Source organism: Gordonia sp. CPCC 205515 (assembly GCF_048537925.1).
Taxonomy (GTDB): Bacteria; Actinomycetota; Actinomycetes; order Mycobacteriales; family Mycobacteriaceae; genus Gordonia.
The window spans coordinates 431,948-457,145 of sequence record NZ_JBCLVJ010000010.1 but is presented as its reverse complement, the minus strand read 5'-3'; the positions used below and the strand labels follow the sequence as shown (position 1 = coordinate 457,145).

Genomic DNA, 25,198 nt, shown 5'->3' with positions numbered 1-25,198 from the left:
ACGCCCGACACGGCGGGCGGCGACGCACCGGAGGTTCTTCATGACGTCTCAGAACAGCGGAAAGAGTGGTCCGCTCAGCGCAATCCGCGTGATCGAGTTCGCCGGCATCGGCCCGGGACCGCACGCCGCGATGATGTTGGCCGATCTCGGAGCGGACGTCATCCGCGTGCAGCGTGCGGGTTCCCTGCCCGCCGAGGGCCGGCCTGCTGACGCCCTCCTGCGCGGACGTCGCGTCGTCGAGGCGAATCTGAAGGATGCGGCCGACCGCGAGGAGATCCTGCGCCTGGTCGGCAAGGCTGACGTCGTCCTCGAGGGTTTCCGTCCCGGTGTGATGGAGCGTCTCGGACTCGGACCCGACGATCTCGCCGCGGTGAATCCGGGTCTGGTGTACGGCCGGATGACCGGGTGGGGGCAGGAAGGTCCGCGCGCCGATCGCGCCGGCCACGACATCAACTACATCTCGCTGACCGGCATGCTGCACGCGATCGGCCGTAAGGAAGACCGCCCGGTGCCGCCCCTGAATCTCGCAGGCGATTTCGGTGGCGGATCGATGTTCCTGGTGATGGGTGTGCTCTCCGCACTGCTGGAGCGCCAGACCTCCGGTAAGGGGCAGGTCGTCGACGCCGCGATGGTCGACGGCGCCTCGGTGCTCGGCCAGATGATGTGGGCCTTCCGCGGCACCGGACTGTGGAGTGATGAGCGCGGCGTCAACATGCTCGACACCGGCGCCCCCTACTACGAGGTCTACGAGACCTCCGACGGCAAGTACATGGCCGTCGGCGCCATCGAGCCGCAGTTCTATGCCGAACTGCTGACGGGTCTCGGCCTCGCCGACGCGGATCTCCCCGGCCAGAACGACGTCGCCAACTGGCCCAAGCTCGAGCAGGTCTTCACCGAGACCTTCAAGTCGCGTACCCGTGACGAGTGGACCAAGATCTTCGACGGCACCGACGCCTGCACCTCCCCGGTCCTGACCTTCGGTGAGGCCCCCTCGGACCCGCACATGTCGGCGCGCTCCAACCTCGTCGAGATCGACGGCGTCACCCAGGCCCAAGTCGCCCCAAGGTTCTCCCGCACGGTGCCGGCAACCCCCACCGGCCCCGCGCGCGAGGCGACCCCGGCCAGCGACGTCTGGACCTGACCTCCCGAACGTCACCAGCACGAACGTTGACAGCGCCCTGAAATTCGTTGACGGCGCCCAGCAACACATCGACGGCGCCCGGGGCACCCAACCCTGGGCGCCGTCAACGAATTTCAGGGCGCTGTCAACACGAAAGACACCTGACGCAAGGGCGCACGAAAGACACCTGGCACGAGGGCGCACGAAAGACACCTGACGCAAGGGCGCACGAAAGGCACCTGACGCGAAGGCGCACAAAGGCAGGGGCCGAGGCTAGACCTTCGAATTGCCCATGTCGATCTGGAACTCGGCGGCGGTGATCGCTTTGGCTCCGTCGGACGCGAGGTAGAGCACGGCGTCGGAGATCTCGTCGAGACCGGCGACCGGGTGGTAGTTGAGGATCGACGTGAGGTGTGGGGTCACCCACGGCATGCCGAAGATGCGGTGCGCCTCGGTGTCGGCGACGCCCATCGGGGTGTCGACCGCGTACGGGTGCACACTGTTGACCCGAATCCGATAGTGCCCCAGCTCTTTCGCCGCGGTCTGGGTGAGCCCGCGGAGTCCGAACTTCGACGCGGAGTACGACGCCTGCAGCGGCATCGCTTTCAGTCCGGCGACCGAGCTGATGACGGTGATCGACCCACCGTTCCCCGCTTCGATCATCGTCGGGATGGTGGCGCGCAACGTCTTCCACGTCCCGACGAGGTTGGTGTCGACGACGTCCGTGAACTGTTCCTCGGTCAGTTCCCAGGTCGCACCCCAGGTGAGGATGCCGGCGTTGGCGACCACGTGGTCGAGCCGCCCGAACTGTTCGACACCGTCGGCTACCAGCTGCTGCTGAAACGCAAGGTCGCGCGTATCGCCTTGGCGGGCCAGGATTTTGCCGCCTGCCTCTTCGACAAGCCGCACTGTTTCGGCAAGATCGTCGGCGGTCGCCGCCGGATATGTGGTGTGCTCGGCCACCGGCCCCGCGATGTCGAGGCCGATGATCGACGCACCCTCTGCCGCAAACCGCAGCGCATGGTTGCGCCCCTGCCCCCGCGCGATCCCCGTGATGTAGACGACCAACCCGTCAAACGTTCCCATGGGAAAAACTGTAACACGTTCTACTTTGGCAACCCCGACCAACTCACATGTCCAGCACGACGCCCACTCGACCCGAAGGGGGCCGAGTGGGCGTCAAAGCAAGGTGCGTGCGCTCAGATCTGGCCGAACTGCCTTTCGAAGCCTTCCGGGATGATCAGGTCTTCCCGGCTCAGCTCGTGAACACTCTTGTGCCCCAACCCCATCACAACGCCGTCGAGGCCCATGCGGAGGAGGTCGAGGACGTTCTCGACGCCGGTCTGGCCGTTGGCGGCGAGACCCCACAGATAGGCACGACCGATCATCACCGCACGCGCGCCGAGGGCGATCGCCTTGGCGACGTCGCTGCCGCGGCGGATGCCACCGTCGAGGAGCACCTCGATGTCGTTGCCCACCGCGTCGGCAATCGCCGGGAGCAGGCGAATGGTCGCCGGTGTGCCGTCGAGGTTGTTGCCGCCGTGGTTGGACACCGACAGCGCCGACGCACCGATGTCCACGGCCCGCTTGGCGTCGTCGAGGCGGGTGACGCCCTTGACCATGAACGGCGCGTCGCCCCACTGCTCGCGCAGCCACTTGAGGTCTTCCCAGGTGGGCGGCGGGGTGCCCATCCATTCGCCGTACGCACCGAAGAAGGTCGGGCCGGGTTCTTCCACCGCGCGCGACACGTTCGGTGCGGTGAGATCAGGGATGATGAGCTTGCCGTCCTTGAACCAGTCCAGCGCGTACCGCGGCTTGACCGCGATCTCCGGCGCCAGTCGCAACAACGCGGCGAAGTCGACCTTCTCCGGGATCTCCGGACTGCCCCAGTCACGACCGGTGTTGAACACCCAGTCGGTGGTGACGATCAGGCCCTTGGCACCGGCTTCCTTGGCGCGCATCGCGCGGTGCAGGATCTCGTCGCGGGTACCGAGCCAGTAGATCTGGAAGAAGATCTTGTCGTTGACCGCGGTCACTTCCTCAACCGGATGAGAAGCGAAGCTGGACAACCCCATTGCGGTTCCGCGGGCGGCGGCGGCGCGGGCGACGGCCACCTCGCCGTCGGGGTCGACGGCCTGCACACCGGTCGGCGAGATCATCACCGGGAACGACAGTTCCTGGCCGAGGACCGTCGTCGACAGCTCCCGGTCGGGCTGCGCGCCGATCACGTGCGGCGTGAACTCGATCTCCTTGAACGCGTCCACGTTGTCGTTCACCGTGACTCCGGCCTGCGTGCCGGCGATCAACGAGGAGTACACCGACTTCGGCAGGCGTTTCTTGGAACGTCGCTGCGCCTCGGCAACGCTCTCGAACCAGGGGTTACGGGCCCAGGGGTTCTTCATTGTTCGTACATCCCTATCTCATACGGTTCGCCAGATGGCGGGTTTACAGCTTGACCGGCGTGAACCCGGCGAGCGGGTTCTCGTCGCAGCTCTTGGACGGCGGACGGGTCATCAGCGTCAGCGGGGTGCCACGCGAATGATCTTTGTTCGCAGAGGGTTTGGTGCGTTCACCGGCGAGCAACTCCTCGCCGTAGCCCTGCACGCACTCCGGATCGGGCCCGGCCAGGGGCAGGCCGGTGAAGAATTTCGCGGCCATGCAACCGCCGCGGCACGCGTCGAAGTGGGCGCACTTCGTGCAGGCGCCCGCGTTCTGCGGCTCACGTAGTTCGAGGAACAGATCCGAGTTCTGCCAGATCTGCTGGAAACCACCGTCGGTCGTGATGTTGCCGGCGAGGAAATTCTCGTGAATGGCGAAGGGGCAGGCGTAGACGTCGCCGACGGGATCGATGAGGCATACGACGCGCCCGGCGCCACACAGGTTCAGACCCGGAAGCGCGCCACCGCCGTCCACTCCGCCGAAGGCCGACAGGTGGAAGAACGAGTCACCGGTCAAGACCCCATCACCGTGTGCGACAAGCCAATTGTAGAGCTCGCGCTGCTGTTCCGGCAGCGGGTGCAGGTCATCCCACACGTCCGCACCGCGACCCGAGGGACGCAGCCGGGTGATCCGCAGGGTGGCGTTGTAGCGGTCGGCGAGCGCCTTGAACTCGTCGAGCTGCGCGACGTTCTGCCGCGTCATGACCACACTGATCTTCGCATCCTTGAAGCCCGCCTCATGCAGATTCTCCAGGGCGCGCACGGCCATGTCGAAGGAGCCGGGACCGCGGACGGCGTCGTTGACCTCGGCGGTCGCGCCGTCGAGGGAGATCTGCACGTCGACGTAGTCCGACGCGGCCAACCGCGCGGCGACCTTCTTGTCGATACGTAATCCGTTGGTGGAGAACTTGACTCCGACCTGGTGACTCGTCGCGTAGTCGACGAGTTCCCAGAAGTCGGGTCGCACCGTCGGTTCGCCGCCGCCGATGTTCACATAGAACACCTGCATACGCTGCAGTTCGTCGATGATCGCCTTGCACTGTTCAGTCGAGAGCTCACGCGGATCGCGCTTACCCGACGACGAGAGGCAGTGCACGCACGCCAGGTTGCACGCGTAGGTCAGCTCCCAGGTGAGGCAGATCGGAGCGTCGAGACCCTTCTCGAACTGGTCGACCAGCCGCCCCACCTTGGGCGGCGCGGCCACGGGGGCCGGTGGGGTCAGTAGGGACGGAACCGAAGTCGTTACGGTGGGCGGCTTTTCGAGCGTGGTCATCGGTGACTCCTTGGGCTGGTCGAGTCGGCAAACGAAGTGGGCAGGGTGACGGTGGGAGAAGTTCAGGCGGCAGTACGCCGGATGATCATTCCCGAGTCGGCAAGCGCGCCGAGCGCCTGCAGGTAGAGGGGCCGCTCTGCGGCGCCGATACCGGCTGCCGTCAGGGCTCCCTCCGCTTCGTCGTGATCGGTCAACGATCCCACGATGCCCACGACGGTGAGGTTCTTGAGGAACGAGAGCTTACGGGTGCCGAAGTGGTACAGGAGCGCGCCGAAGGGCTCCGGGCGCAGCGCCACTTTGGGATTGAGCATCCATGCGGCCGTTGTATCGAATTGTTCGGACATGACTGGCTGGGGTGAGGGCCCGGGCCCGGTGGCCGCGTCCACGCGGCCACCGGAAACCGGACTCGATGTCGGGGCTGACATCAGTAGACCCCGCACATCCCGTCGATCGACACCTCTTCGACAAGAGACTCGCCCACGAGCTCGGTCTCCTGCATGGACGTAGCTGCCTGATCGGCCATGATCCAACCTCCAATTTGTTGTCGTGATGTGGATCACCGAATACTATAATGGCACCCGGTGCAGAAAAACACCCCAACGCCAAAACTAGCCGGACGGACAGGTGGAATGAGGTCGTCGGATCAGGCACGGCAGCGTGGCCGCGCCACCCAAGCGGGTCGCCGCCCGCTCACCTCACGTGCGCAGATCAGCAACGTCGCCATCGATCTCTTCACCTCGCGCGGCTTCGACGAGACCAGCGTCGATGATGTCGCCGACGCGGTCGGCATCGCGCGACGCACCCTGTTCCGCTACTACCCCTCCAAGAACGCCATTGCCTGGGGCGACTTCGACGAACACCTCGACGACATGCGCACCCTGTTGGCCGACATCCCCACCGAGTTACCGATGTCCGAGGCTCTGCGCCGGGCGCTCATCTCATTCAACGAGGTGCCGTCGGACGAGGTGGACGGCCACCGCAGGCGCATGGCCCTCCTGTTGGGAGTCCCTGCACTACAGGCACATTCGATGCTGATGTACGCCGATTGGCGGCACGTCATCGCCGAGTACTGCGCCCACCGCCTCGGGCTCGACGAGCGCGACCATCTCCCCCAGACCATCGCGTGGATGTGCCTGGGCATCGCACTGTCCGCCTATGAGCAGTGGCTGGCCGATCCCACCACCGATCTCGAGGCGCTCATCGAGGCGGGGAGTCGTACGCTGGCGCACGGAGTCGACGCGCTGTCCTGATCGGCAGTCCATGGGCTAAGCTGAACTAGAACGTGTTCTAGTTTCGAGTGGTTTCGAGTGGAGAGGTGGCGAGATGACCGAACTGACGCCGCACGGTTCGCGCAGCGTGATCCTGACGGTCGCCGAGGTCATCGACGAGACGCGCGATGCGCGCTCGGTCGTCTTCGACGTCCCCGACACCCAGCGCGAGCACTTCACCGACTACAAGCCGGGACAGTTCCTCACCCTGCGTATCCCCAGCGACCAGACGGGCTCGGTGGCGCGCTGCTATTCGCTGGCCTCCTCACCGCGTACCGACGACAAGCCGAAGGTCACCGTCAAACGGACCGTCGACGGCTACGGTTCCAACTGGGTGTGTGACAACCTGGCCGCGGGCTCGCAGATCGAAGTGCTGCCGCCGTCGGGAGTCTTCACGCCGAAGGACGTCGACACCAAACTGCTGCTGATCGCCGCCGGCTCCGGGGTCACCCCGGTGATGTCGATCCTCAAGGCCGCACTCCACGCCGGCACCGCGCCGATCACGTTCTTCTACGCCAACCGGGATGTCGACGACGTGATCTTCGCCGACGAACTGCACGATCTCCAAGCGGCGCACGCGGATCGGCTCACCCTCATCCACTGGCTCGAGTCGCTGCAGGGATTGCCGAACGATCAGGTGCTGGCCACCACCTTCCGCGCCTACGCTGATCACAGCGCATACCTCTGCGGCCCCGGACCATTCATGGACGCGGTCCACAAAGGCCTTGCGGGAGCGAACTTTCCGCACCACAACGTACACACCGAGGTGTACAACTCGTTGTCCGGCGATCCGTTCGCCGACGTCGAACTCGCCGAGGTCAGCGACGAAGAAGATGCCGAATCGGCGACCGTCGAGGTGGAACTCGACGGCGAAACCCACAATCTGCGCTGGCCCCGGTCACGGTCGCTGGTCGACGTGATGCTCGCGGCCGGGCTCGACGCGCCCTATTCCTGCCAGGAGGGCGAGTGCGGTTCGTGCGCGTGCACGCTGACCGAGGGTACGGTCGAGATGGAGAACACCGGCGCGCTCGACCCCGAGGACATCGCCGACGGTTACATCCTCGGGTGCCAGGCGCATCCGACGTCGGATGCGCTGAAGATCGAGTTCTGACCATCGGTTGGCGCGCCGAGCAATTATCGACCAGGAGGACCATGAGTTCGACCCGATTCACCCCCGACAAGCTTGCCAAGGGCATGGCAGCGATGCTATTCGCCATTGGCACACTGCATTTCGTCGCCCCCAAACCGTTCGACGAGATCATCCCCGAGGAGATCCCGGCCGATCCGCGCACCCTGACCTATGCGTCCGGGGTCGCCGAGGTGGCCATCGGCGCGGGTCTGCTGGCGCCGAAGACCCGACGGCTCTCCGGCGGACTGGCCGCCGCGCTGTTCGTCGCGGTCTATCCGGCCAACATCAACATGGTCCGACTGTGGTGGGACAAGGGTCCCGCCGCGCGGGCGATCGCGATCGGACGACTTCCGTTGCAACTCCCAATGATCTGGGCTGCGGTGAAAGTGGCGCGGGCGCAAGGGTAAAGGGGTGGCCCTTCGTGGCTCGTCGCTAGCGCTCCTCGCACCTCAGGGAGCGAAGAAAACGTCGCGCGACCCCGTGGTCCCTGAGGAGCCCGCGAGCGCCAGCCAGCGTCACCACATCGCCCCCTGAGGAGCCCGCGAGCGCCAGCCAGCGTCACCACATCGCTCCCTGAGGAGCCCGCGAACGCCAGCGAGCGAGCGTCACGAAGGGCGCCCGGTCACAACGCTCGATAGTGCGCTCGCTGTTCGACGGTGAGATGTTCGGTGGCATAGGAGAGCGCGGTGCGACCCATCTGCGCCGCGTGCTCCTCCAAGAACCCCAGCAGCAGTTCACGATCCACACGTTTGCCGAGTTCGCGCAGCATCCAGCCGCTCGCCTTCTGGATCAGGTCGCGGCGGTCGTCGAGGACGATCGGTACCACCGCGAGGGTGGCATCGGCCGAGCCGTGTTTGAGGAACGCGAACGTGCCGACGATGCCGACCCTTCGTGGCCATAGTTCCGGGTCGCGGGCATACTCCAGCAGCGGACCGTAATCGGCCCTGCTCCGTAGCCATTCACCCAGGATCGGGTCGGCGGATGAGTCGACCAGATCCCAGTTGTCGACCCGTCCGGCCCGTACTGCGGCGCGGTACTGCTCCACCCAGGGTTCTCGGGTGGACTTGTCTGCGCGTTCGAACTCGTTGCGCAACAAGATCAGTGCGGTCAGTCGGTGCTCATGGACCGCGGAAGCCAGCAGTGCGTTGACCGTTTCGGCGTCGACACCCCGAAATCGCTTGGCCACCTTACGTTGCGCAGGCACGGTGACGCCGATAAAGACGTCACCCTCGCCGTACTCCCCCGGCCCCGTCTTGAAGAAGCGCGCCGAGCCGATGGCCCGTTCCGGATCCGCGACCTCGGCGAGCGCCGCGATGATCCGGTCAGCGTCCGCCGTGGTGGCCACGGCTCAGCCCAGCACCTCGGAAATCGGTGTGGGGGTGAGCAATTTGGCCCGCGTCTTCATCACCGCGCCCACCTTGCCTGCGCCGACGACGCCGGTGAGGATGCCGTCGCGGCTGTAGTAGGCGAGGAATTTCGCGCCGTCGTCGTCGACGACGTGGACGTCGTCGGTCGCTCGCGGGCTGCCGAGCACCTGAATCTTGAGTCCGTACTGGTCACTCCAGAAGTACGGCGCCGACGCCGGGATCATCGCGTCGCTGCCGGTCACCCGGTGGGCCACCGCGGTCGCCTGCTCGACGGTGTGCGTCCAGTGTTCGACGCGTCGCAGTTGACCGTCCTCGTCACGCCAGTTGGCGACGTCGCCGAGCGCGAAGACATCCGGCACCGACGTCGCACCATGCTGATCACAGGCGATTCCGCCACCGAATTCCCGTGCGGCCACCTCGATTCCGGAGCCGTCGAGGTAGTCGATCACCGGCGTGGAACCGATACCGACGACCACGATGTCGGCGTCGATCTCGGAGCCGTCGGCCAGCCGTACCCCGCGCACCCGGGAGCCGTCGGTGAGCACCTCGTCGACGCCGATTCCGGTGCGCACGTCGACACCGCGTTCCTTGTGCATCCGGGTGACCAGCGCGCCGATCTGCTCGCCGAGCGCCGCGGCCAACGGGGTCGGGGCGGGTTCGACGATCGTCACGGTCATGCCGCGCGCGGAGAGGGAGGCGGCCACTTCGCAGCCGATGAATCCGGCGCCGACGATCACTGCCCGGGTGGCACTCTCGGCGTCGGCGCGCAGCGCGAGTGCGTCGTCGACGGTGCGCAGCACGTGTACGCCGGCGATCTCGTCGGTGCCCGGCAGGGGCCGCGGCAGCAGTCCGGTCGCCAGGATCAGCGTGTCGTAGACCAGGGTTTCCGAATGCGCCGGATCGTCGAGCCGCTCGATGGTGACGGTGTGGTCGTCCGGCGAGATCGCGCTCACCCGCTCTCCGGTGCGTAATGCGATCGACGATTCGGCGAAGAACTCGGCCGGTTTGAGGTCGACGCGGTCGTCGTCGCCGAGCAGCACCGACTTCGACAGCGGCGGACGGTCGTAGGGCGGATGTGTTTCCGCCCCGATCAACGTGATCGGTCCGGTGTAGTCGTTGGCACGGAGGCTCTCGGCCACGCGAATGCCGCCCAGACCTGCCCCAACCACCACGACACCCGCGGGTGATCCACTCATCCCGTATTCCTCCATCAGCTCGAGTTCCCCGTCATCGCGTGACGTCCCCGACCGCTCCCAGGGCGGCCAGACGCCAATTCCCCTCGACATTACGCATGAGCGCCCACCTCGCGATAGGTGTGCGTTCGCCATCGCCGGATGTCGAGACGCCCGGCACGCGGATCATCTGGTCGGCGAACACCAGGACTTCGGCACGGTCGGTGTCGTAGGTATCGACCCCGACGCCCTGCACTTGCACCGTCATACTCGCGCCGGTTTCCACGGCGGTGGGCAGCACCACGTCGGGTCCCTCACTCCGGTAGCGCACCAGCAGTGGACCGGTCAGCTGCGCGGTCACGGCGGTGCGGGTGGCGGCATCATCGGTGGGCGCGAAGGTCATCAGCGCGGTGATCGCGTCGCGGGTCGCGGCCAGCACCGCGCTGCGTTCGGCGTCGTCGGGTACCGGTTGCGCGCGTCGGATACCGAATGCCGCCACCACCGCGACGAGCACCGCTATCAGAGCGATCGCGGCCGCCGCGATGGCCCGGCGACGCCTGGTTCGGGGGCTGCGGGTCTCGCTCATGTCAGTCCCGCCTGCGACAGCCGCCAGCCTGCATCGGTCCGGGTCATGGTGGCCTGCACGGTGATCCGCCGATCATCAGGTGCCCCGCCGAGCAGCTCCGGGTTGGTGGCCTCGGCGACCAGCAGCACCGTCGAGGTGGCGCCCACGTCCTCGGACGGTGGGTCGACGACCAGCCCGGAGGCCAGCACCTCCCCCGTCGACGGTGCGCCCTGCGCCCGGATCTCTGCGGCGATCGGTAGCCAGTTGTCGGCCAGCCGTTCGCGTTGCTCGCCGGTGGTGGCCGCGATCGCCCGCCGCACGTACTCCTCCGGGTTCTGCGGGTCCGCGGTCAGCAGTGTGGCCACCGCGGAGTCCGCGGCGGCGAGCACGTCGGCGTTGGTGTCGGCGCGGTCGGTCGCGGTGTGATGGCGCACCGTGGCGGCGACGAGGAATCCGGCGAGTACCACCGCGAGGACGAGCAGGCCGGCCACCGTCGCAAGTACGATCGTCGTCCGACGGCGGGCCCGCGCCCGCAACGGTTCGGCGGCCGCGATCCGCGCCGCCCGCAATCGGTCGGTTGCGTCTGTCACCCGCCCCCTAGCCCGGTCCACCGCCTCCGGTTCCGGCGCGTTCACTGCAGCACCTCCAGGTCACCGAGGACCCACCGTCCGTCGATGTGCTCGAACTGCGCGGTGACCGAATGCTGTTCGACGACAACCGGTCCGGACACCGGCGTGGTGGTGACAGTCGCGCGGATGAGTGTGTCGCCGTGATCGGCGTCCGCGTCGGTCACTCCGACGGCGTCGGGTACCCACACCACACTGCGCACGCCGGCGGCCGGCGGCCGGGTCAGTTCGGTGGCGTGATTGGTGGCGAACCGCCCGCCGACGAGCCCCCGAGCGCGTTTCCGGTCGGCCGCCCAACTGTCGGAGTCGACCGAGAACACCTGCGCAACAATCTTTCCCGCCGCCTCTCGCAACTCGTGCCGCGATGTTTCGACGGCCTCGTCCGTAGCGACCGCGCGCAACATCCAGACCAGCACGCCACCGAGGACGGCGACCACGATCAGCGCGCTGGCGAGCAGGATCGTGGCCGCACGCACGGACAGGATTCGTGAGGTCATGGAAGGTATTGCACCGCCGCGAGTTTCAGCGTGCCCGCATCCGGCGCGACCAGGACGCGCAGCCGGAATTGGCGGGTCTGCGGCGGGGTGGTGAAGTCGACGGTGGCGGCGACGAGCACGGCAGCGCTGTCACCGGTGCGCGCCGACACGCCCGCGCCGTCGACGGTGCCGCGTCCGACGGTGCCCTGTGACCGCACAAATTCGGTGTAGCTGTCGGCGGATTGGGCGAACTGGTCGTAGAAGTCGCCGGTGGCGCCGTCGAGGATGCGCCGCGCGGCGTCGGCACGTCGGAAGTCCGGGCTGAGCAGCAGCGCGACCCGCGAGGTGGCGGCGCGTTGGTAGTCGGCGTCGGTGTAGGCACGCTCGGCCCGCACCCACAGGGTGACCGCGGTCGCTGCGGCGGCAACCGCCACGATCGCGAGGACCGACAGCCACACCCAGGCTCGGGGTGCCCGCCGCACGCCGGCATCGATCTCGGCGACCGCGAGCTCGTCGCGAGCGGCGCGAAGCTCGGCACGTGCAGTGCGCACGTCGTCGAGTCGACGGTCGGCAGCCATGCGTGTCCCCTCCCGGCGTGTCCCCCTCGAATCGCCTCCACCCTAACGACTACGGGTGGCGCAGATCACCATGGGCCCTTCGAGACGGCCCTCCGCTCGCGCTCCGGGCCTCCTCAGGGATCGGCGTAACAGCAGCGGTCAGCCGCCGATGCGCTTGCTGTAGGCGGCACGCCGTTCGGTGTCGACGTCGAGAAACATCGTGTCCAGCTTGGTCATTCGACGCGAGGCACGCTTCATCCGCTGTCCGAACAGGGCGTTGGCGTGCACCCAGGCCATCGAGCGGGGCGCGGTGACCCGTACGCGTGGCCGCGCGATGATGCCGAGGACCTCGGCAGCCACCTCGTCGGGACCGATCGCGCGGACCAGTGAGTTCGTCGTGAGACCGTCGATCAACGCAGTGCGGGTGAATGTCGGCAGCACCGTGCTGACCCGCACCCCGGTACCGGTAAGTTCGGCGTCGAGCGCCTCGGAGAACTCGATGACCCCGGCCTTGGCGCCGTTGTAGACGGCCATGCCCGGCGTGGGCAGCCGTCCCGCGACGGATGCGATGTTGACGATCTGCCCATGTCCCCGCGCCACCATCCGGCGGGCGGCGAGTTGGGTGCCGGTCATCACGCCGAACAGGTCGATGTCGAGGGTGCGGCGGATCATTGCCGGATCGAAGGTGAGGAAGTCGCCGACCGGCATGATGCCTGCATTGTTGATGAGCACGTCGATGGGGCCGACGGTGGCCTCGACCGCGTCGAGGAACTCCTCGAACGACCGTCGCTCGGTGACGTCGACGGTGAAGCCGCCCACCCCGAGGTCGGCCGCGGCCTTGCCGACCGCTTCTCCATCGACGTCACCGAGCGCGACCCGCGCGCCGGCCTCGAACAGGTGAGTCGCGGTCTCGAATCCGATACCGCGGGCACCGCCGGTGATGGCGATGACCTTGCCGCGCAACGCGGCTCGGATTTCCTGATGATCAGGACGGTTACGACGAACACGCAGCGGCATGGCAGAACTCCTTGACGGACAACAGAAATCGGTAAACGTCACCAGATCATCGGGGCGAGATAGGTGGCGGCAAGATCGCGGACCGCTTCGGCGGTTTGCCGTTCCGGTTCCGACGCCGGGAACTCGAGAAACGAGATCACCAGTCGCACATGCAGTTCCACCGCATGCCGCAGCTCCGTGTCTGGCATCTGGGCACCGGCGGACCGCAGGGTGGCGGCCACCCGGTGGGTGACCATGTCGATGAACAGCGACGTCACCGCCGAGGTGATGCCCTTCATCTCCGAGTCGGTCAGCACGAGTCGATGCATCAGCGGGTCGTCGGTGATCATCGACGCACCTTCGGCGAACGCCTCGACGACGGCCTCGCGCGGTCCGAGTCCGACGACGGTTTCCTCGAGTCGACGCATGCCCTTCTCGTAGAGGTCGTTGGCCACCGCGAGCAGCAGCGCCTCCTTGTTGGGGAAGCGCCGGTAGAGGGTGCTGCGGCTGACACCGGCCTGATTGGCGACCTCGTCGACGTTGGCCCGACGCACCCCGACCGCGGTGAACTCGGCCGCCGCCGCGGTGAGGATCGCCTGCTCCTGATCCTCTGGGCTCTCGGTGTTGCGGATCTTGCGACGAGGCTTGGCGGTGGACTTGGTGGTCATCGCCGGATCACCGTGGCCGGAAGTTTGTCCTTGGGCACCGGTAGTGCGCTGTAGTCCATGGGGATCTCGTAATCGCGCGGCACCGACCACTCGTAGCCACGCAGCAGGTGATGCATGATCGTCTTGATCTCCATCTGACCAAAGTACAGTCCGATGCATTTGTGCACGCCACCCCCGAACGGCGTCCAGGCCAGCCGATGACCCTTGTCCTCGGCGCGTTCCGGCGAGAAGCGTTCGGGGTCGAACATCTCGGGGTTGGTGAAGAACTCGGGATCGCGATGGTTTGTCAGCTGCGGAATCGTCACGAACGTGCCCTCGGGCACGTAGTAACCGCCCACCGAGGTGTCCTTGACCGCCACCCGCGGCTGCCCCGGCACCGGCGGACAGAGCCGCAGTGATTCCTTGAGCACCAGATCGAGCACCGTCATCGAACCCAGATCGTCGTACCCGAGTTCCGGATTCATCGACAGCGACTCCTCGCGCGCCTTGTGTTGCCACTCAGGAGATTTCGCCATCCAGTAGGCCATCTGGGTCATGGTGATGGTGGACGTGTCGTGGGCGGCCATCAGCACGAAGATCATGTGGTTGACGACATCGGCGTCGGTGAAGCGGTGGCCGTCATCGCTTTCGGCGTGGCAGAGGACCGAGAACAGGTCCGGGGTCTCGCGGGCGCGTTTGGCGTCGATGTTGGCGTAGAAGAACTCCTCGAGCACCTTGCGGGAGCGCAGTCCCTTCCACCACCGTCCGCCGGGCACCGGCTTGCGGACGTAGGCGACGCCGGCGCGCACGGTCTCGATGAACGCCTTGTTGAGCGTGTCGGCCTCGGCCTGGGGCAGTTCCACGCCGAGGAACACCTCGAGTGCCACGTCGAGCGTCAACGACTTGAACTCGTTGAACAGCTTTACTTTTCCGGTCGGGAATCGCTGCATGCGGTCGGCGATCATCGGCTGCATCTCTTGCATGTAGCCCTTGAGCGCCGACGGCGTGAACGCCTGCTGCATGATGTGGCGATGATGGCGGTGCTCGTCGAAGTCGAGCAGCATGATGCCGCGATTGAAGAACGGCCCGATCATGTAACCCCACGCCGGACCGTTGGCGAACGCCTTGTCGCGGTTCATCAGAATCTCGTCGGCGGCCCGCGCGCCGGCGAACGTCACGAACTCGGTCCCGAACGCGTGCAGCGACGACACCTCGCCGTACCGAGCCCGCCGAGCCTCCCCGTAGCCGAACGGGTCGCGGCGCATCGACATCATCTCGAGGATGCCGTTGCGTTCGACGCAGGGCACCTCGACCAACCCGCTCCCCGTCGGGGCTTTCGCCAGCACCTTCGCCATCGCATGCCTCCTCGCCGCGGTGTCACCGGGCGGCGACGATGTGACCGGAGTCGCAGCCCTGCTCCTATTGGAACAGATTTGCCAAAATGTTTCTAGTACCTGACGGCGGTTCGCTCAGTGCGTCGTGGCACCGACGCAGCCGGTCGTGCCACCAGGCCGTACGTTCCGGCGCGACGAATGCGTGATCGATCTCGGTCTCCGGATCACACCATCGGGGTCTGACAATTCCCCTCTCCGGGACGAACGGCTCGGCCACATCCCCGACGAACAGCGACCCGGTCCCCAGCCCACAGGCGTGGTCGAGATGCGGGAGGGCCGCCGCCGCCGCGACCCCGGCGGCCATGCCGACCGCAGAATCCAGCGCCGACGACACCACCACCGGCAGCCCGATCTCGTCGGACAGCGTGAGCAGCGCGCGCATGCCACCGAGCGGCGCGACCTTGACCACTGCGATGTCGGCCGCATCGGCGGCCACCACCCGCATCGGGTCGGATGCCTTGCGGATGGATTCGTCTGCGGCGATCGGCACGTCGACGGCGCGACGCACCTCGGCGAGCTCTTCGACTGTGACACAAGGCTGTTCGGCGTACTCGACGTCACCGATCGCGCGGATCGCAGTGATCGCCTCGGCCACCGACCAGTTGGTGTTGGCGTCGATGCGCACTTTCTCGACGACCTCTCGAGCCGCCGCGACCCGCGCCACATCATCGTCGAGGGTCTGACCGGGCTCGGCGACCTTGACCTTCGCCGTCGTCGCACCCGGGTAGCGCGCGAGGATCGCGGCCACCTCGTCGGCGGGGACGGCCGGCACGGTCGCGTTGATCGGCACCGCGTCCCGGACGAGGGCCGGCGGCCCGAGGTAGGCCGCCTCGATGCCCGCTGCCAGCCACATAGCGGCTTCGACGTCGTCATACTCCACGAACGGCCCGAACTCGCCCCACCCTGCTGGACCGCGGAAGATCATCGTCTCGCGGGTGGTGATGCCGCGGAATCGGGTGCGCATCGGCAGCGCGACGACGATTGACTCGGCGAGCAGTTCCGCCGCGGACGGTGGCGTCATTCGGCCAACCTCTTCCTCTCATCTCGTTGGAACAAACCTTCACATTCGTTCCAACGTGGGTTACGCTGCGTCGTATGTCAGTCAACCAGGACTTCGACGCCAGCATCCGCGAGGCCGAACCCATGATCGTCGAGGACACACCGGTCGCCTCGCCGCGTCTCGGCGCCGACTCGCTGATCTGGAAGTTCTACGGCGACTCCCGCGGCATCCTCGGCTTTCAGCGCCTCGCCGGCACCGAGAACTGCATCGAACAACTCGGCCAGGCGGTCCTCGACCACTCGATCATCTTCGACGACTTCCTCGGCCGCGCCCGCCGCACCGGACCGCCGGTGATGAAGACCGTCTACAGCACCGAACCGCAGAAGTGGGGTCGCACCGTCCGCGACTTCCACCGCGACATCAAGGGCATCACGCCCAGCGACGGCTCGCGCTATCACGCGCTCAATCCGGAACTCTTCTATTGGGCGCACGCCACCTTCGTCGACCAGGTCCTCTACATCACCGACACCTTCATCCGCCGCCTCAGCTACGCCGAAAAGGTCCAGATCTTCGAGGAGTCCAAGGTCTGGTACAGCCTCTACGGCGTCAGCGACCGCGGCCAACCGCAAACCTACGACGAGTTCTGCGCCTACTGGGACGACATGCTCGCCCGGTTCGTGCCGCATAAGACCATCGTCTACGCCACCGGGTACATCCGGCAGGGACTGCCGCGGCCGAAGAAGATCCCGGCGCCGGTATGGGCGGTGCTCTCCCGGCCGTTGAACGCCTTCATCCGTACGGTCGTCGTCGGGACGCTGCCGCCGCAGATGCGGGAGGTGTGCGGACTCGAGTGGAATGCGAAGCGGGAGCGAAACTTCCAACGGTTCGCGCGCGGGATGCGCGGGCTGAATCCGGTGTTCAACCGGTTGCCGCTGAAATGGCTCTACGTCCCGTGGGCCTACGACGCCTGGACCGCGATCGGCGTCGATCCGCGTCCGCTGCACAACAAGCAGGGTGCCTGAGCCCGGATCAATTCACTGATCGCCCAGAAACCCAGCCACCACCCGATTGAACTCGCCGCGACGGTCGCGGTGCACACTGTGGCCGGCGTCGATCAGCGTAAATTGTCCGTCCGGCAGCGTCTCACTCAATGTCCGAAGGTGCTGCGGCGGAAGGAAACTTCGCGAGCCTCCGGAGATCACCAGAGTCGGTGATCCAACCTCGGCGAGGTCGGCCCACCACTGCGGATCGGCGACGGTGAACTGCGGGCTGACGGCTCCCATCATGCTGCGGTCGAAGCGGACCAGCGGGGCCGGATTGAGCAGCGCCCATCCGATACCGCGGATCGTCTCGCCGAGGGACGCGCCGGCGGTGATGCCCTCGTCGACGTCAGCCTGATGCCGCGGCATCGGCGGGATCTCTTCGAGGACCATCCGACCGATCCGGTCCGGGTCTGCCATCGCCAGCCGGAGCGTTCCCTGCGCCCCCAACGAGTGCGCGACGACATCGACGCGCGCCACCTGGAGTTCGTCGAGAACGAACCTGAGGTCGTCGCGGAAGTCGTCGAGCAGATAACTCGGCGCATGCGCGCTGCGGCCGTGGCCGCGCAGGTCGACGGAGATCACCGGGCGATCCGCACGCTCGCACTGCGCCGCCAACGATCGCCACGTGCTGTGGTCGGTGGCCATGCCATGCACGAGAAGGACCGGTACACCGTCGGTCGGCTCACCGAATGTCCGGACGGCAAGCCGCAGATCGCCCGAAGGGCCCTGCCGTTGCATGAATCGCATGGTGGTCACCATAGCGGTCGCTGGGTATTCGTCGGGTTGTTGGACAGCGCGGCAACCGTCCGTATCTTCACCTCAGCACGCCGACTCGCCGTACCGGTCCCAGAACGGCGGCTGGTCGGGGCCGTCGTCGCGGTACGGGTGATCGTAATGAAGGTCGTCGCGTGCGGGACGCAGCCGGAGGCCGGTGCCGAGATCGCCGTCGAGTGTTTCGGTGATCTTGCGGCCAATCGTCGAGAAGTCATGCGCCGCCGACGAATGCGGATACATGTCGGACAGCAACGCGAGCCAGTGGTAGACCTGCCGCAAGTCATCGGCGGCGAGTGGCCCGTTGGCCCACTCGGTCTCCTGTGTCGTCCTACTCCATGATTGCCACGGGTAATCCGACGAGGCGGGTGGTGCCACCGCGAAGAGTCCCTGCACGATCACATCGTTGCGTTCGGCCCCTGATTCCGCACGCCACCGCTGCACCACCTGCGCGTAGGTGGCGTAGTCCGCCGCGGTCCAATTCGACTGCCGGAGGTCACGCCATCCGGCACGGCGCAGCGATCGCACGGCCCGGGTCTCCAACACCGGACTCGGATGATGCGCATCGCCACCGCCGGCGAAGTAGAGGAACCAGGTGAACCCACTCGACGCCAAACGATCGATCGCGTTGCGCCCGTCCGGTTTGAGCAGGGTGAACGCCTCGGCCGGATCCTCCCGACTCGCCTGCGCCGCTCGCTGCAACAGTTCTCCGAGGTACACGCGATCTGCGGCCACCGCGGCTATTCGTTGTTTCGTGTCACTATGTCGGCGTCCCTGACAAAACGCAATCGTGTTCCACAGCAGTGCGATCGCATCGTCAGGCGAGTGCACCGAGACTGCACCCAGGTCGAACAGGCCTCGCCTCGAGATGGTGTCACCGTGCATGACGTCGGGAAAGTCGTGCACGGCGAATTCGGTGTGCCACCAGTCCCGGTCGATCGATACCGCGTCGTCGAAGATCTCAGCGGCGCGGTCGCCTGCGGCCAGCCAGATTGACAACGCGGTGGGCACGGGAATCGTGAGGGGCTTCATGCCATGTTGGACGCACGAACACCCCGGCCGGTTCCACCGCCTCATCGGCAGGGAACGCCGGCGCAGCTCGGCGACAAATCGTGTCGGTGGGTTGGGCTACCGTGTGCCTAGATCAATTGATGCGGGGTCCGCGGGTTGTCGCGGACGAGGATGTGGGTGTCCTGGCGACTCTCCCGAAAGCATGGTCCCGCAAGTGTTCTCCTTCTCTGATCCCGTTGCCGACGACGCGGCTCTGACTCGAGTGTCATCGACCGCTGCGCCTGGTCTGGCCCGGGAGATGCAGCGCCGCGCACGGCAGGCCGATGCCGGTATCCGCGACGCCCCGGACAAGGCGGCGACCGGGGAAGTGTCCGTACGTAGGTGCCGACCAGCTCACCGATCGCGGAACCACCCGGCACGCTGCGCCCGGAACACCATGTCCTGCCAATAACCCCATTGGTGGGTGCCGAGGATCGGGTAGTCGGTGGTCACCCGTACGTTCTGGATGGCCGCGGCCAGCTCGAACGCCCGCGTCTGGGCCAGTGTCGCGACCTCGAGCGGCGTGCCCTTCACCGATCCGATCGCGTCGGTGTTGTACGGCCCCCACAACCCGGTGGCCGCGGCGATCCGGACCCGCATGCCACGCATGCGCGGGAGCTGGGTGAGAGGGTCGTTGTTGAGCCAACGGACGTCCCACGGCGGCCCCCACATGGCATCGGCACTGAAGGGCCCCACCCCGGCCTCGAGGCCGGCGTCGATCAGCGCCACCCGCACCGCCTCGCGCATCGTCGGCGCCGACAGCGTCAGAAACCCCGACATCGAGAACACGTGCGAGATCCGATTGCGGTGGTAGGCACCGTAGATGAGCGCGGAACTGCCACTCATCGACACGCCCATCAGCGCATACTTCCCCTTCGGTCCGACGGCGAGACCACGAGCGTCCAGCGCCCGGATGATGCTCGTGAGCCGGCAACCCCAGCGATAGCGGTACTTGATCTTGTTGCCCGGACTCGCCGCGTTCCAGTCCGAGTAGAAGCTCGCCAGCCCGCCCGCGGGCTCGACGACATTGACCCCGCGGTTGGCCAGTCGCTGAATGCGCGTCTCGTGTCGCCAGCCGCTCATGTCCGACGTCGCACGCAAACCGTCGAGCGCGATGACCGTCTTGTAGTTGCCCCACCGCGTCCACATGTCCACCGGTGTGGCCGGCATCCCGCAGCCACCGACATAGAAGCGTCCGAAACTCGCCGCGTTGGCGCTACCGGAGCTGACCGTCCCCAGGCAGGCCACCGCGACGACGGTGAGGAGGAGGGCGAGCGCACGACGACGGCGGCGCATCACCGACGGGCGCCATTTCACAGACAACTGCACTGTCGAACAGTAATTCGACGCTGATCCGCGATGCTACGGCTGTGATCAGACCTCGCCACGCTTGAGACCGGCCTGTTACCAGTGGGGCCAATGTGACCAGAGTGTCTCGCTGCCCGGTCTGTGCATATTGCCGCGCCACCGCCGCAACCTCATCCCGCACCCGCGGGTCCGATCGCAGGTCGATCGCCCCCTGAGTCGATATCCCGTTGCGGCGCAAGATCTCGAAGATCTCCCCCGCCAGTTGAGCCGACGACACAGCACCCAGGAATAGCAAAGACGCCCAACCACTTTCACGGTTGGGCGCCTTGGCTTGACTCAGTGAGTCAGAAGGTCACTTGGTGATCTTCGTGACGCGACCGGCACCAACGGTGCGGCCACCCTCGCGGATCGCGAAGCGCAGGCCCTCGTCCATGGCGACCGGCTGGATGAGCTTGACGCTCATCTCGGTGTTGTCGCCCGGCATGACCATTTCGGTGCCCTCGGGGAGGGTCACGACGCCGGTCACGTCCGTGGTACGGAAGTAGAACTGCGGACGGTAGTTGTTGAAGAACGGGGTGTGACGGCCGCCCTCGTCCTTGGACAGGATGTAGGCCTGGCCCTCGAACTCGGTGTGCGGGGTCGTGGTGCCCGGCTTCACGATGACCTGACCGCGCTCGACGTCCTCACGCTTGAGGCCGCGGAGCAGCAGACCGGCGTTGTCGCCGGCCTGAGCCGAATCGAGCAGCTTGTGGAACATCTCGATACCGGTGACGGTGGTCTTCTGCGACTTCTCGCGGATACCGACGATCTCGACTTCCTCGTTCACGTTGACCTCGCCGCGCTCCACACGACCGGTGACCACGGTGCCGCGGCCGGTGATGGTGAAGACGTCCTCGACGGGCATCAGGAACGGCTTGTCGGTCTCGCGGACCGGATCCGGGATCGACTCGTCGACGGCAGCCATGAGCTCCTCGATCGACTTCGCCCACTCGGCGTCACCCTCGAGCGCCTTGAGCGCCGAGACCTTGACGACCGGAGCTTCCTCGTCGAACTCCTGGGCGGCCAGCAGTTCGCGGACCTCCATCTCGACGAGCTCGATGATCTCGTCGTCGTCGACCATGTCGGCCTTGTTCAGGGCGACGAGGATGTAGGGCACACCGACCTGGCGGGCCAGCAGCACGTGCTCACGGGTCTGCGGCATCGGGCCGTCAGTGGCGGCGACCACGAGGATCGCGCCGTCCATCTGAGCGGCACCGGTGATCATGTTCTTGATGTAGTCCGCGTGACCGGGGGCGTCAACGTGTGCGTAGTGACGCTTCTCGGTCTCGTACTCCACGTGCGAGATGTTGATCGTGATACCACGAGCCTTCTCTTCCGGAGCCTTGTCGATCTGATCGAACGCAAAGCTCTGGTTGAGCTCCGGGTACTTGTCGTGCAGCACCTTGGTGATGGCCGCGGTCAGCGTGGTCTTGCCGTGGTCGACGTGACCGATGGTGCCGATGTTCACGTGCGGCTTGGTCCGCTCGAACTTCGCCTTCGCCACTTGATTGTCCTCCTGGACTGTTGCTCTGCCGGGTGGATCCCGGCAGGGGTGTTTTCGGTTTACTTACGTTGTCGCGCCCGCTTTTCGGTGGCCGGCGCTACGCCAAAGCCGTTGGCGGAGTAGCGAACTACTCGCCAGTGGCCTTCGCGATGATCTCCTTCGACACGTTCGACGGAACTTCCGCGTACGAGTCGAACACCATGGAGTAGTTAGCCCGGCCCTGAGTCTTCGACCGAAGGTCTCCGATGTAGCCGAACATCTCCGACAGCGGTACCTGTGCCTTGACGACACGTGCACCGCTGCGCTCCTCCATGGCCTGGATCTGGCCACGGCGGGAGTTCAGGTCGCCGATCACGTCACCCATGTAGTCCTCCGGAGTCGTGACCTCAACGGCCATGATCGGCTCCAGGATGACGGGCGACGCCATCTTCGCAGCCTCTTTGAGAGCCTGCGATCCGGCGATCTTGAAGGCCATTTCCGAGGAGTCGACGTCGTGGTACGCACCGTCGAGCAGGGTGACCTTCAAGTTGACCAGGGGGTAGCCGGCGAGCACACCGTACTGCATCGCGTCCTGCGCACCGGCATCCACCGACGGGATGTACTCGCGCGGGACACGACCACCGGTGACGGCGTTCTCGAACTCGTAGGTCGCACCATCCTCGGCGTCCACCAGGGGCTCGAGTTTGATGATGACCTTCGCGAACTGGCCGGAGCCACCCGTCTGCTTCTTGTGGGTGTAGTCGTGCTTCTCCACGATCTTGCGGATGGTCTCGCGGTAGGCCACCTGGGGCTTGCCCACGTTGGCCTCGACCTTGAACTCGCGCTTCATGCGGTCGACCAGGATGTCGAGGTGGAGCTCGCCCATGCCGCCGATGACGGTCTGGCCGGTCTCCTCGTCGAGCTTGACCGAGAAGGTCGGATCCTCTTCGGCGAGCTTCTGGATCGCAGTGCCCAGCTTCTCCTGGTCGGACTTGGTCTTCGGCTCGATCGAGACGTTGATGACCGGGTCCGGGAAGCTCATCGACTCGAGCACGATCGGGGCGCTCGAATCGCACAGGGTGTCACCGGTGGTGGTGTCCTTGAGGCCGATCATCGCGTAGATGTGGCCTGCGCGGGCGTCCTCCACCGGCATTTCCTTGTTGGCATGCATCTGGAAGAGCTTGCCGATGCGTTCCTTCTTGCCCTTGGTCGCGTTGAGCACCTGAGTGCCCGCCGTGATGTGGCCGGAGTAGACGCGGACGAAGGTCAGCTTGCCGAAGAACGGGTGAGCCGCGATCTTGAACGCGAGAGCCGAGAACGGCTCGTCGGCGCTCGGCTTACGGGAGAGGATCTCCTCTTCGTTGCCGACCGCGTGGCCCTCGACGCTCGGCACGTCCAACGGGGACGGCAGGTAGTCGATGACCGCGTCCAGCATCGGCTGGACACCCTTGTTCTTGAACGCGGAACCGCAGATCACCGGGTAGTACTCACGCGCGATGGTGAGCTTCCGGATGGCACCCTTGATCTCTTCGGTGGTGAGTCCCTCGCCACCGAAATGCTTCTCCAGCAGCGCCTCGTCGGACTCGGCCACGGTCTCGAGCAGCTTCTCGCGGTACTCGGCAGCCTGATCGACGAGATCAGCGGGGATCTCCTCGAAGGTCGGCTCGGCGCCGATCTCGACGGTGCCGCGCCAGGTGATGGCCTTCTGCTCGATCAGGTCGACGACGCCGTCGAAGTCGTCCTCGGCACCGATCGGGATCTGCAGCACGAGCGGCTTCGCGCCGAGGCGCTCCTCGATGGTGCGCACGGTGAAGAAGAAGTCCGCACCGAGCTTGTCCATCTTGTTGACGAAGCAGATACGCGGGACGTCGTACTTCTCGGCCTGCCGCCAGACCTGCTCGGACTGCGGCTCGACACCTTCCTTGCCGTCGAACACGGCAACGGCACCGTCGAGCACGCGGAGGCTGCGCTCCACCTCGACGGTGAAGTCGACGTGACCCGGGGTGTCGATGATGTTGATCTGGTTCTTGTTCCAGAAACAGGTGACCGCAGCGGAGGTAATGGTGATACCCCGCTCCTTCTCCTGCTCCATCCAGTCGGTGGTCGAGGCGCCGTCGTGGGTTTCACCGATCTTGTAGTTCACACCGGTGTAGTAGAGGATTCGCTCGGTCGCGGTGGTCTTACCGGCATCGATGTGGGCCATGATGCCGATGTTGCGAACCTTGTTGAGGTCGCTGAGCACTTCCTGTGCCACGTGGTTTCCCTTCGGGAATAGCTATTGACTAGGGCTGTCTGCTTCGTGTGACCCCTGGAACCTTGTGGGTCAGCGGTCACACGAAGCGACCAATCACCAGCGGTAGTGCGCGAACGCCCGGTTGGCCTCGGCCATCTTGTGGGTGTCCTCGCGACGCTTGACCGAAGCGCCGAGACCGTTGGAGGCGTCGAGCAGTTCGTTGGCCAGACGCTCGACCATCGTCTTCTCGCGACGCTGACGGCTGAAGGTCACCAGCCAACGCAGTGCGAGAGTGTTCGCGCGGCCCGGCTTGACCTCGATCGGCACCTGGTAGGTGGCGCCACCGACGCGGCGGCTCTTGACCTCGAGGGTCGGCTTGACGTTGTCCAGCGCGCGCTTGAGGGTGATGACCGGATCGGTGCCGGTCTTGTCGCGAGCCTGCTCCAGCGCGCCGTAGACGATGCGCTCTGCGGTCGACTTCTTGCCGTCGAGCAGGATCTTGTTGACGAGCTGGGTGACCAGGGGCGAACCGTAAACCGGGTCGTTGATCAGCGGGCGCTTGGGTGCGGGTCCTTTACGTGGCATGACTTATCAGTTCCCCTTCTTGGCGCCGTAGCGGCTGCGAGCCTGCTTGCGGTCCTTGACACCCTGGGTGTCGAGCGAGCCGCGGACGATGCGGTAGCGAACACCCGGGAGGTCCTTCACACGACCACCGCGGACGAGCACCATCGAGTGCTCCTGAAGGTTGTGACCTTCGCCGGGGATGTAGGCGGTGACCTCGACCGAGCTGGTCAGACGCACGCGGGCGACCTTACGCAGCGCAGAGTTCGGCTTCTTGGGGGTGGTGGTGTAGACGCGGGTGCACACGCCACGACGCTGCGGGCTCCCCTTGAGCGCCGCGGTCTTCTTCTTCGCGGGCTTGTCCGTGCGGCCCTTGCGGACCAGCTGGTTAATGGTTGGCACTAGGTGCTTCTTCCTTCTGTTGGCAGTGGCCGTCGACGTCCGATGATGGACGCGAGCAGCCGTTTTTCGGTTGTCGTCGCGGTTTGTGCTCCGGGCAAATCACCGGTGGCCTTACGGCTCCGCCGGCGCTTCCGCAACTCGCCCCACCAGCACATTCATGCTGGTCAGTACATTTATTGCTACCCCGAGGTCGGGTGTGTCGTACACTCAACTGCGGTCTCGCCTGTCAGTCCGCCACCACGTGGACGTAGTCCCGCGAGGGCATGCGGACTGGCCCAGC

The 25,198-nt window shown here is 66.1% G+C and carries 27 protein-coding genes; 5 read left to right on the top strand and 22 right to left on the bottom strand.

Annotated elements, in window-relative coordinates; translation table 11 throughout:
• The first annotated feature begins 40 nt into the window (after nucleotides 1–40).
• Nucleotides 41–1,141: a CaiB/BaiF CoA transferase family protein gene (locus AAFP30_RS17180; protein WP_419231180.1), complete on the top strand. Its 1,101-nt coding sequence runs from the start codon at nucleotides 41–43 to the stop codon at nucleotides 1,139–1,141.
• A gap of 252 nt (nucleotides 1,142–1,393) precedes the next feature.
• Here AAFP30_RS17180 and AAFP30_RS17175 read toward each other — a convergent pair whose 3' ends face one another.
• From AAFP30_RS17175 to mftA, 5 genes are all read right to left on the bottom strand, one after another.
• Complete coding sequence (locus AAFP30_RS17175) at nucleotides 1,394–2,206, bottom strand: mycofactocin-coupled SDR family oxidoreductase (protein ID WP_419231179.1); 813 nt, start codon at nucleotides 2,204–2,206, stop codon at nucleotides 1,394–1,396.
• Between the two features lie 113 nt (nucleotides 2,207–2,319).
• Entirely contained in the window at nucleotides 2,320–3,522 is a 1,203-nt protein-coding gene (mftD, locus tag AAFP30_RS17170; protein WP_419231178.1) for a pre-mycofactocin synthase MftD, read from the bottom strand.
• Nucleotides 3,523–3,565: 43 nt separating this feature from the next.
• Entirely contained in the window at nucleotides 3,566–4,831 is a 1,266-nt protein-coding gene (gene mftC / locus AAFP30_RS17165) for a mycofactocin radical SAM maturase (protein ID WP_419231177.1), read from the bottom strand.
• A gap of 62 nt (nucleotides 4,832–4,893) precedes the next feature.
• On the bottom strand, nucleotides 4,894–5,256 hold the full coding sequence (mftB, locus tag AAFP30_RS17160) for a mycofactocin biosynthesis chaperone MftB (RefSeq protein ID WP_419231176.1): 363 nt from the start codon (nucleotides 5,254–5,256) through the stop codon (nucleotides 4,894–4,896).
• A complete protein-coding gene (gene mftA, locus AAFP30_RS17155) occupies nucleotides 5,256–5,354 on the bottom strand; it encodes a mycofactocin precursor MftA (RefSeq protein ID WP_419231175.1) in 99 nt (32 codons plus the stop codon). Before mftA ends, mftB begins: the two co-directional genes overlap by 1 nt.
• A gap of 106 nt (nucleotides 5,355–5,460) precedes the next feature.
• Here mftA and mftR point away from each other — a divergent pair, with 106 nt between their 5' ends.
• The 3 genes from mftR to AAFP30_RS17140 all read left to right on the top strand — a co-directional run bounded on the left by mftR (nucleotide 5,461) and on the right by AAFP30_RS17140 (nucleotide 7,635).
• Nucleotides 5,461–6,081, top strand: a complete 621-nt coding sequence (mftR, locus tag AAFP30_RS17150) for a mycofactocin system transcriptional regulator (RefSeq protein ID WP_419231174.1) — start codon at nucleotides 5,461–5,463, stop codon at nucleotides 6,079–6,081.
• Between the two features lie 73 nt (nucleotides 6,082–6,154).
• Nucleotides 6,155–7,210, top strand: a complete 1,056-nt coding sequence (locus AAFP30_RS17145) for a 2Fe-2S iron-sulfur cluster-binding protein (protein WP_419231173.1) — start codon at nucleotides 6,155–6,157, stop codon at nucleotides 7,208–7,210.
• A 41-nt stretch (nucleotides 7,211–7,251) separates the two neighbouring features.
• The gene (locus AAFP30_RS17140) at nucleotides 7,252–7,635 is read left to right on the top strand and encodes a hypothetical protein (RefSeq protein ID WP_419231172.1); all 384 of its coding nucleotides are present in this window, start codon (nucleotides 7,252–7,254) and stop codon (nucleotides 7,633–7,635) included.
• Between the two features lie 215 nt (nucleotides 7,636–7,850).
• On the opposite strand, the gene AAFP30_RS17135 is transcribed toward AAFP30_RS17140, so the two are convergent.
• The 10 genes from AAFP30_RS17135 to AAFP30_RS17090 all read right to left on the bottom strand — a co-directional run bounded on the left by AAFP30_RS17135 (nucleotide 7,851) and on the right by AAFP30_RS17090 (nucleotide 16,049).
• A complete protein-coding gene (locus tag AAFP30_RS17135) occupies nucleotides 7,851–8,543 on the bottom strand; it encodes a DNA alkylation repair protein (protein WP_419231257.1) in 693 nt (230 codons plus the stop codon).
• A 33-nt stretch (nucleotides 8,544–8,576) separates the two neighbouring features.
• Nucleotides 8,577–9,791 (bottom strand): NAD(P)/FAD-dependent oxidoreductase, encoded by a 1,215-nt coding sequence (locus tag AAFP30_RS17130; RefSeq protein ID WP_419231171.1) that lies wholly within the window; start codon nucleotides 9,789–9,791, stop codon nucleotides 8,577–8,579.
• A gap of 31 nt (nucleotides 9,792–9,822) precedes the next feature.
• Nucleotides 9,823–10,353, bottom strand: coding sequence for a hypothetical protein (locus tag AAFP30_RS17125; RefSeq protein ID WP_419231170.1), 531 nt, complete (start codon nucleotides 10,351–10,353; stop codon nucleotides 9,823–9,825).
• Nucleotides 10,350–10,922 (bottom strand): hypothetical protein, encoded by a 573-nt coding sequence (locus AAFP30_RS17120; protein WP_419231169.1) that lies wholly within the window; start codon nucleotides 10,920–10,922, stop codon nucleotides 10,350–10,352. Before AAFP30_RS17120 ends, AAFP30_RS17125 begins: the two co-directional genes overlap by 4 nt.
• Before the next feature lie 41 nt (nucleotides 10,923–10,963).
• Nucleotides 10,964–11,455 carry a hypothetical protein gene (locus tag AAFP30_RS17115; RefSeq protein ID WP_419231168.1) on the bottom strand — a complete coding sequence of 164 codons (492 nt, stop codon included), beginning with the start codon at nucleotides 11,453–11,455 and terminating at the stop codon, nucleotides 10,964–10,966.
• Nucleotides 11,452–12,012 (bottom strand): hypothetical protein, encoded by a 561-nt coding sequence (locus tag AAFP30_RS17110; protein ID WP_419231167.1) that lies wholly within the window; start codon nucleotides 12,010–12,012, stop codon nucleotides 11,452–11,454. The genes AAFP30_RS17115 and AAFP30_RS17110 overlap by 4 nt, the downstream gene beginning before the upstream one ends.
• Before the next feature lie 138 nt (nucleotides 12,013–12,150).
• A complete protein-coding gene (locus AAFP30_RS17105) occupies nucleotides 12,151–13,008 on the bottom strand; it encodes an SDR family oxidoreductase (protein ID WP_419231166.1) in 858 nt (285 codons plus the stop codon).
• Nucleotides 13,009–13,046: 38 nt separating this feature from the next.
• On the bottom strand, nucleotides 13,047–13,655 hold the full coding sequence (locus tag AAFP30_RS17100; protein WP_419231165.1) for a TetR/AcrR family transcriptional regulator: 609 nt from the start codon (nucleotides 13,653–13,655) through the stop codon (nucleotides 13,047–13,049).
• Complete coding sequence (locus tag AAFP30_RS17095) at nucleotides 13,652–14,989, bottom strand: cytochrome P450 (protein ID WP_419231164.1); 1,338 nt, start codon at nucleotides 14,987–14,989, stop codon at nucleotides 13,652–13,654. The genes AAFP30_RS17100 and AAFP30_RS17095 overlap by 4 nt, the downstream gene beginning before the upstream one ends.
• A gap of 64 nt (nucleotides 14,990–15,053) precedes the next feature.
• Entirely contained in the window at nucleotides 15,054–16,049 is a 996-nt protein-coding gene (locus AAFP30_RS17090; protein WP_419231163.1) for an o-succinylbenzoate synthase, read from the bottom strand.
• A gap of 74 nt (nucleotides 16,050–16,123) precedes the next feature.
• On the opposite strand from AAFP30_RS17090, the gene AAFP30_RS17085 reads away from it, so the two are divergent.
• Nucleotides 16,124–17,050 carry an oxygenase MpaB family protein gene (locus AAFP30_RS17085; protein WP_419231162.1) on the top strand — a complete coding sequence of 309 codons (927 nt, stop codon included), beginning with the start codon at nucleotides 16,124–16,126 and terminating at the stop codon, nucleotides 17,048–17,050.
• 12 nt (nucleotides 17,051–17,062) lie between these two features.
• On the opposite strand, the gene AAFP30_RS17080 is transcribed toward AAFP30_RS17085, so the two are convergent.
• The 7 genes from AAFP30_RS17080 to rpsL all read right to left on the bottom strand — a co-directional run bounded on the left by AAFP30_RS17080 (nucleotide 17,063) and on the right by rpsL (nucleotide 24,918).
• Nucleotides 17,063–17,818: an alpha/beta fold hydrolase gene (locus tag AAFP30_RS17080; RefSeq protein ID WP_419231161.1), complete on the bottom strand. Its 756-nt coding sequence runs from the start codon at nucleotides 17,816–17,818 to the stop codon at nucleotides 17,063–17,065.
• A 72-nt stretch (nucleotides 17,819–17,890) separates the two neighbouring features.
• Nucleotides 17,891–18,874, bottom strand: a complete 984-nt coding sequence (locus AAFP30_RS17075) for a hypothetical protein (RefSeq protein ID WP_419231160.1) — start codon at nucleotides 18,872–18,874, stop codon at nucleotides 17,891–17,893.
• Between the two features lie 372 nt (nucleotides 18,875–19,246).
• Nucleotides 19,247–20,188, bottom strand: a complete 942-nt coding sequence (locus tag AAFP30_RS17070; protein ID WP_419231256.1) for an alpha/beta hydrolase — start codon at nucleotides 20,186–20,188, stop codon at nucleotides 19,247–19,249.
• Between the two features lie 364 nt (nucleotides 20,189–20,552).
• The gene (tuf, locus tag AAFP30_RS17065) at nucleotides 20,553–21,743 is read right to left on the bottom strand and encodes an elongation factor Tu (RefSeq protein WP_419231159.1); all 1,191 of its coding nucleotides are present in this window, start codon (nucleotides 21,741–21,743) and stop codon (nucleotides 20,553–20,555) included.
• A gap of 127 nt (nucleotides 21,744–21,870) precedes the next feature.
• Entirely contained in the window at nucleotides 21,871–23,976 is a 2,106-nt protein-coding gene (gene fusA, locus AAFP30_RS17060) for an elongation factor G (protein ID WP_419231158.1), read from the bottom strand.
• 93 nt (nucleotides 23,977–24,069) lie between these two features.
• Nucleotides 24,070–24,540: a 30S ribosomal protein S7 gene (gene rpsG / locus AAFP30_RS17055; RefSeq protein WP_419231157.1), complete on the bottom strand. Its 471-nt coding sequence runs from the start codon at nucleotides 24,538–24,540 to the stop codon at nucleotides 24,070–24,072.
• Nucleotides 24,541–24,546: 6 nt separating this feature from the next.
• Complete coding sequence (rpsL, locus tag AAFP30_RS17050) at nucleotides 24,547–24,918, bottom strand: 30S ribosomal protein S12 (protein WP_419231156.1); 372 nt, start codon at nucleotides 24,916–24,918, stop codon at nucleotides 24,547–24,549.
• Nucleotides 24,919–25,198: the final 280 nt, after the last annotated feature.

Coding starts and splice junctions, on each gene's coding strand:
- AAFP30_RS17145 (WP_419231173.1), top strand. CDS start 6,155: ATGACCGAACTGACGCCGCACGGTTCGCGCAGCGTGATCCTGACGGTC.
- AAFP30_RS17105 (WP_419231166.1), bottom strand. CDS start 13,008: ATGCCGCTGCGTGTTCGTCGTAACCGTCCTGATCATCAGGAAATCCGA.
- AAFP30_RS17095 (WP_419231164.1), bottom strand. CDS start 14,989: ATGGCGAAGGTGCTGGCGAAAGCCCCGACGGGGAGCGGGTTGGTCGAG.
- mftD (WP_419231178.1), bottom strand. CDS start 3,522: ATGAAGAACCCCTGGGCCCGTAACCCCTGGTTCGAGAGCGTTGCCGAG.
- mftC (WP_419231177.1), bottom strand. CDS start 4,831: ATGACCACGCTCGAAAAGCCGCCCACCGTAACGACTTCGGTTCCGTCC.
- AAFP30_RS17125 (WP_419231170.1), bottom strand. CDS start 10,353: ATGAGCGAGACCCGCAGCCCCCGAACCAGGCGTCGCCGGGCCATCGCG.
- AAFP30_RS17110 (WP_419231167.1), bottom strand. CDS start 12,012: ATGGCTGCCGACCGTCGACTCGACGACGTGCGCACTGCACGTGCCGAG.
- AAFP30_RS17180 (WP_419231180.1), top strand. CDS start 41: ATGACGTCTCAGAACAGCGGAAAGAGTGGTCCGCTCAGCGCAATCCGC.
- AAFP30_RS17075 (WP_419231160.1), bottom strand. CDS start 18,874: ATGAAGCCCCTCACGATTCCCGTGCCCACCGCGTTGTCAATCTGGCTG.
- AAFP30_RS17090 (WP_419231163.1), bottom strand. CDS start 16,049: ATGACGCCACCGTCCGCGGCGGAACTGCTCGCCGAGTCAATCGTCGTC.
- AAFP30_RS17070 (WP_419231256.1), bottom strand. CDS start 20,188: ATGCGCCGCCGTCGTCGTGCGCTCGCCCTCCTCCTCACCGTCGTCGCG.
- rpsG (WP_419231157.1), bottom strand. CDS start 24,540: ATGCCACGTAAAGGACCCGCACCCAAGCGCCCGCTGATCAACGACCCG.
- AAFP30_RS17175 (WP_419231179.1), bottom strand. CDS start 2,206: ATGGGAACGTTTGACGGGTTGGTCGTCTACATCACGGGGATCGCGCGG.
- mftR (WP_419231174.1), top strand. CDS start 5,461: ATGAGGTCGTCGGATCAGGCACGGCAGCGTGGCCGCGCCACCCAAGCG.
- AAFP30_RS17085 (WP_419231162.1), top strand. CDS start 16,124: ATGTCAGTCAACCAGGACTTCGACGCCAGCATCCGCGAGGCCGAACCC.
- AAFP30_RS17115 (WP_419231168.1), bottom strand. CDS start 11,455: ATGACCTCACGAATCCTGTCCGTGCGTGCGGCCACGATCCTGCTCGCC.
- mftA (WP_419231175.1), bottom strand. CDS start 5,354: ATGGCCGATCAGGCAGCTACGTCCATGCAGGAGACCGAGCTCGTGGGC.
- AAFP30_RS17080 (WP_419231161.1), bottom strand. CDS start 17,818: ATGCGATTCATGCAACGGCAGGGCCCTTCGGGCGATCTGCGGCTTGCC.
- AAFP30_RS17140 (WP_419231172.1), top strand. CDS start 7,252: ATGAGTTCGACCCGATTCACCCCCGACAAGCTTGCCAAGGGCATGGCA.
- mftB (WP_419231176.1), bottom strand. CDS start 5,256: ATGTCAGCCCCGACATCGAGTCCGGTTTCCGGTGGCCGCGTGGACGCG.
- AAFP30_RS17130 (WP_419231171.1), bottom strand. CDS start 9,791: ATGAGTGGATCACCCGCGGGTGTCGTGGTGGTTGGGGCAGGTCTGGGC.
- AAFP30_RS17100 (WP_419231165.1), bottom strand. CDS start 13,655: ATGACCACCAAGTCCACCGCCAAGCCTCGTCGCAAGATCCGCAACACC.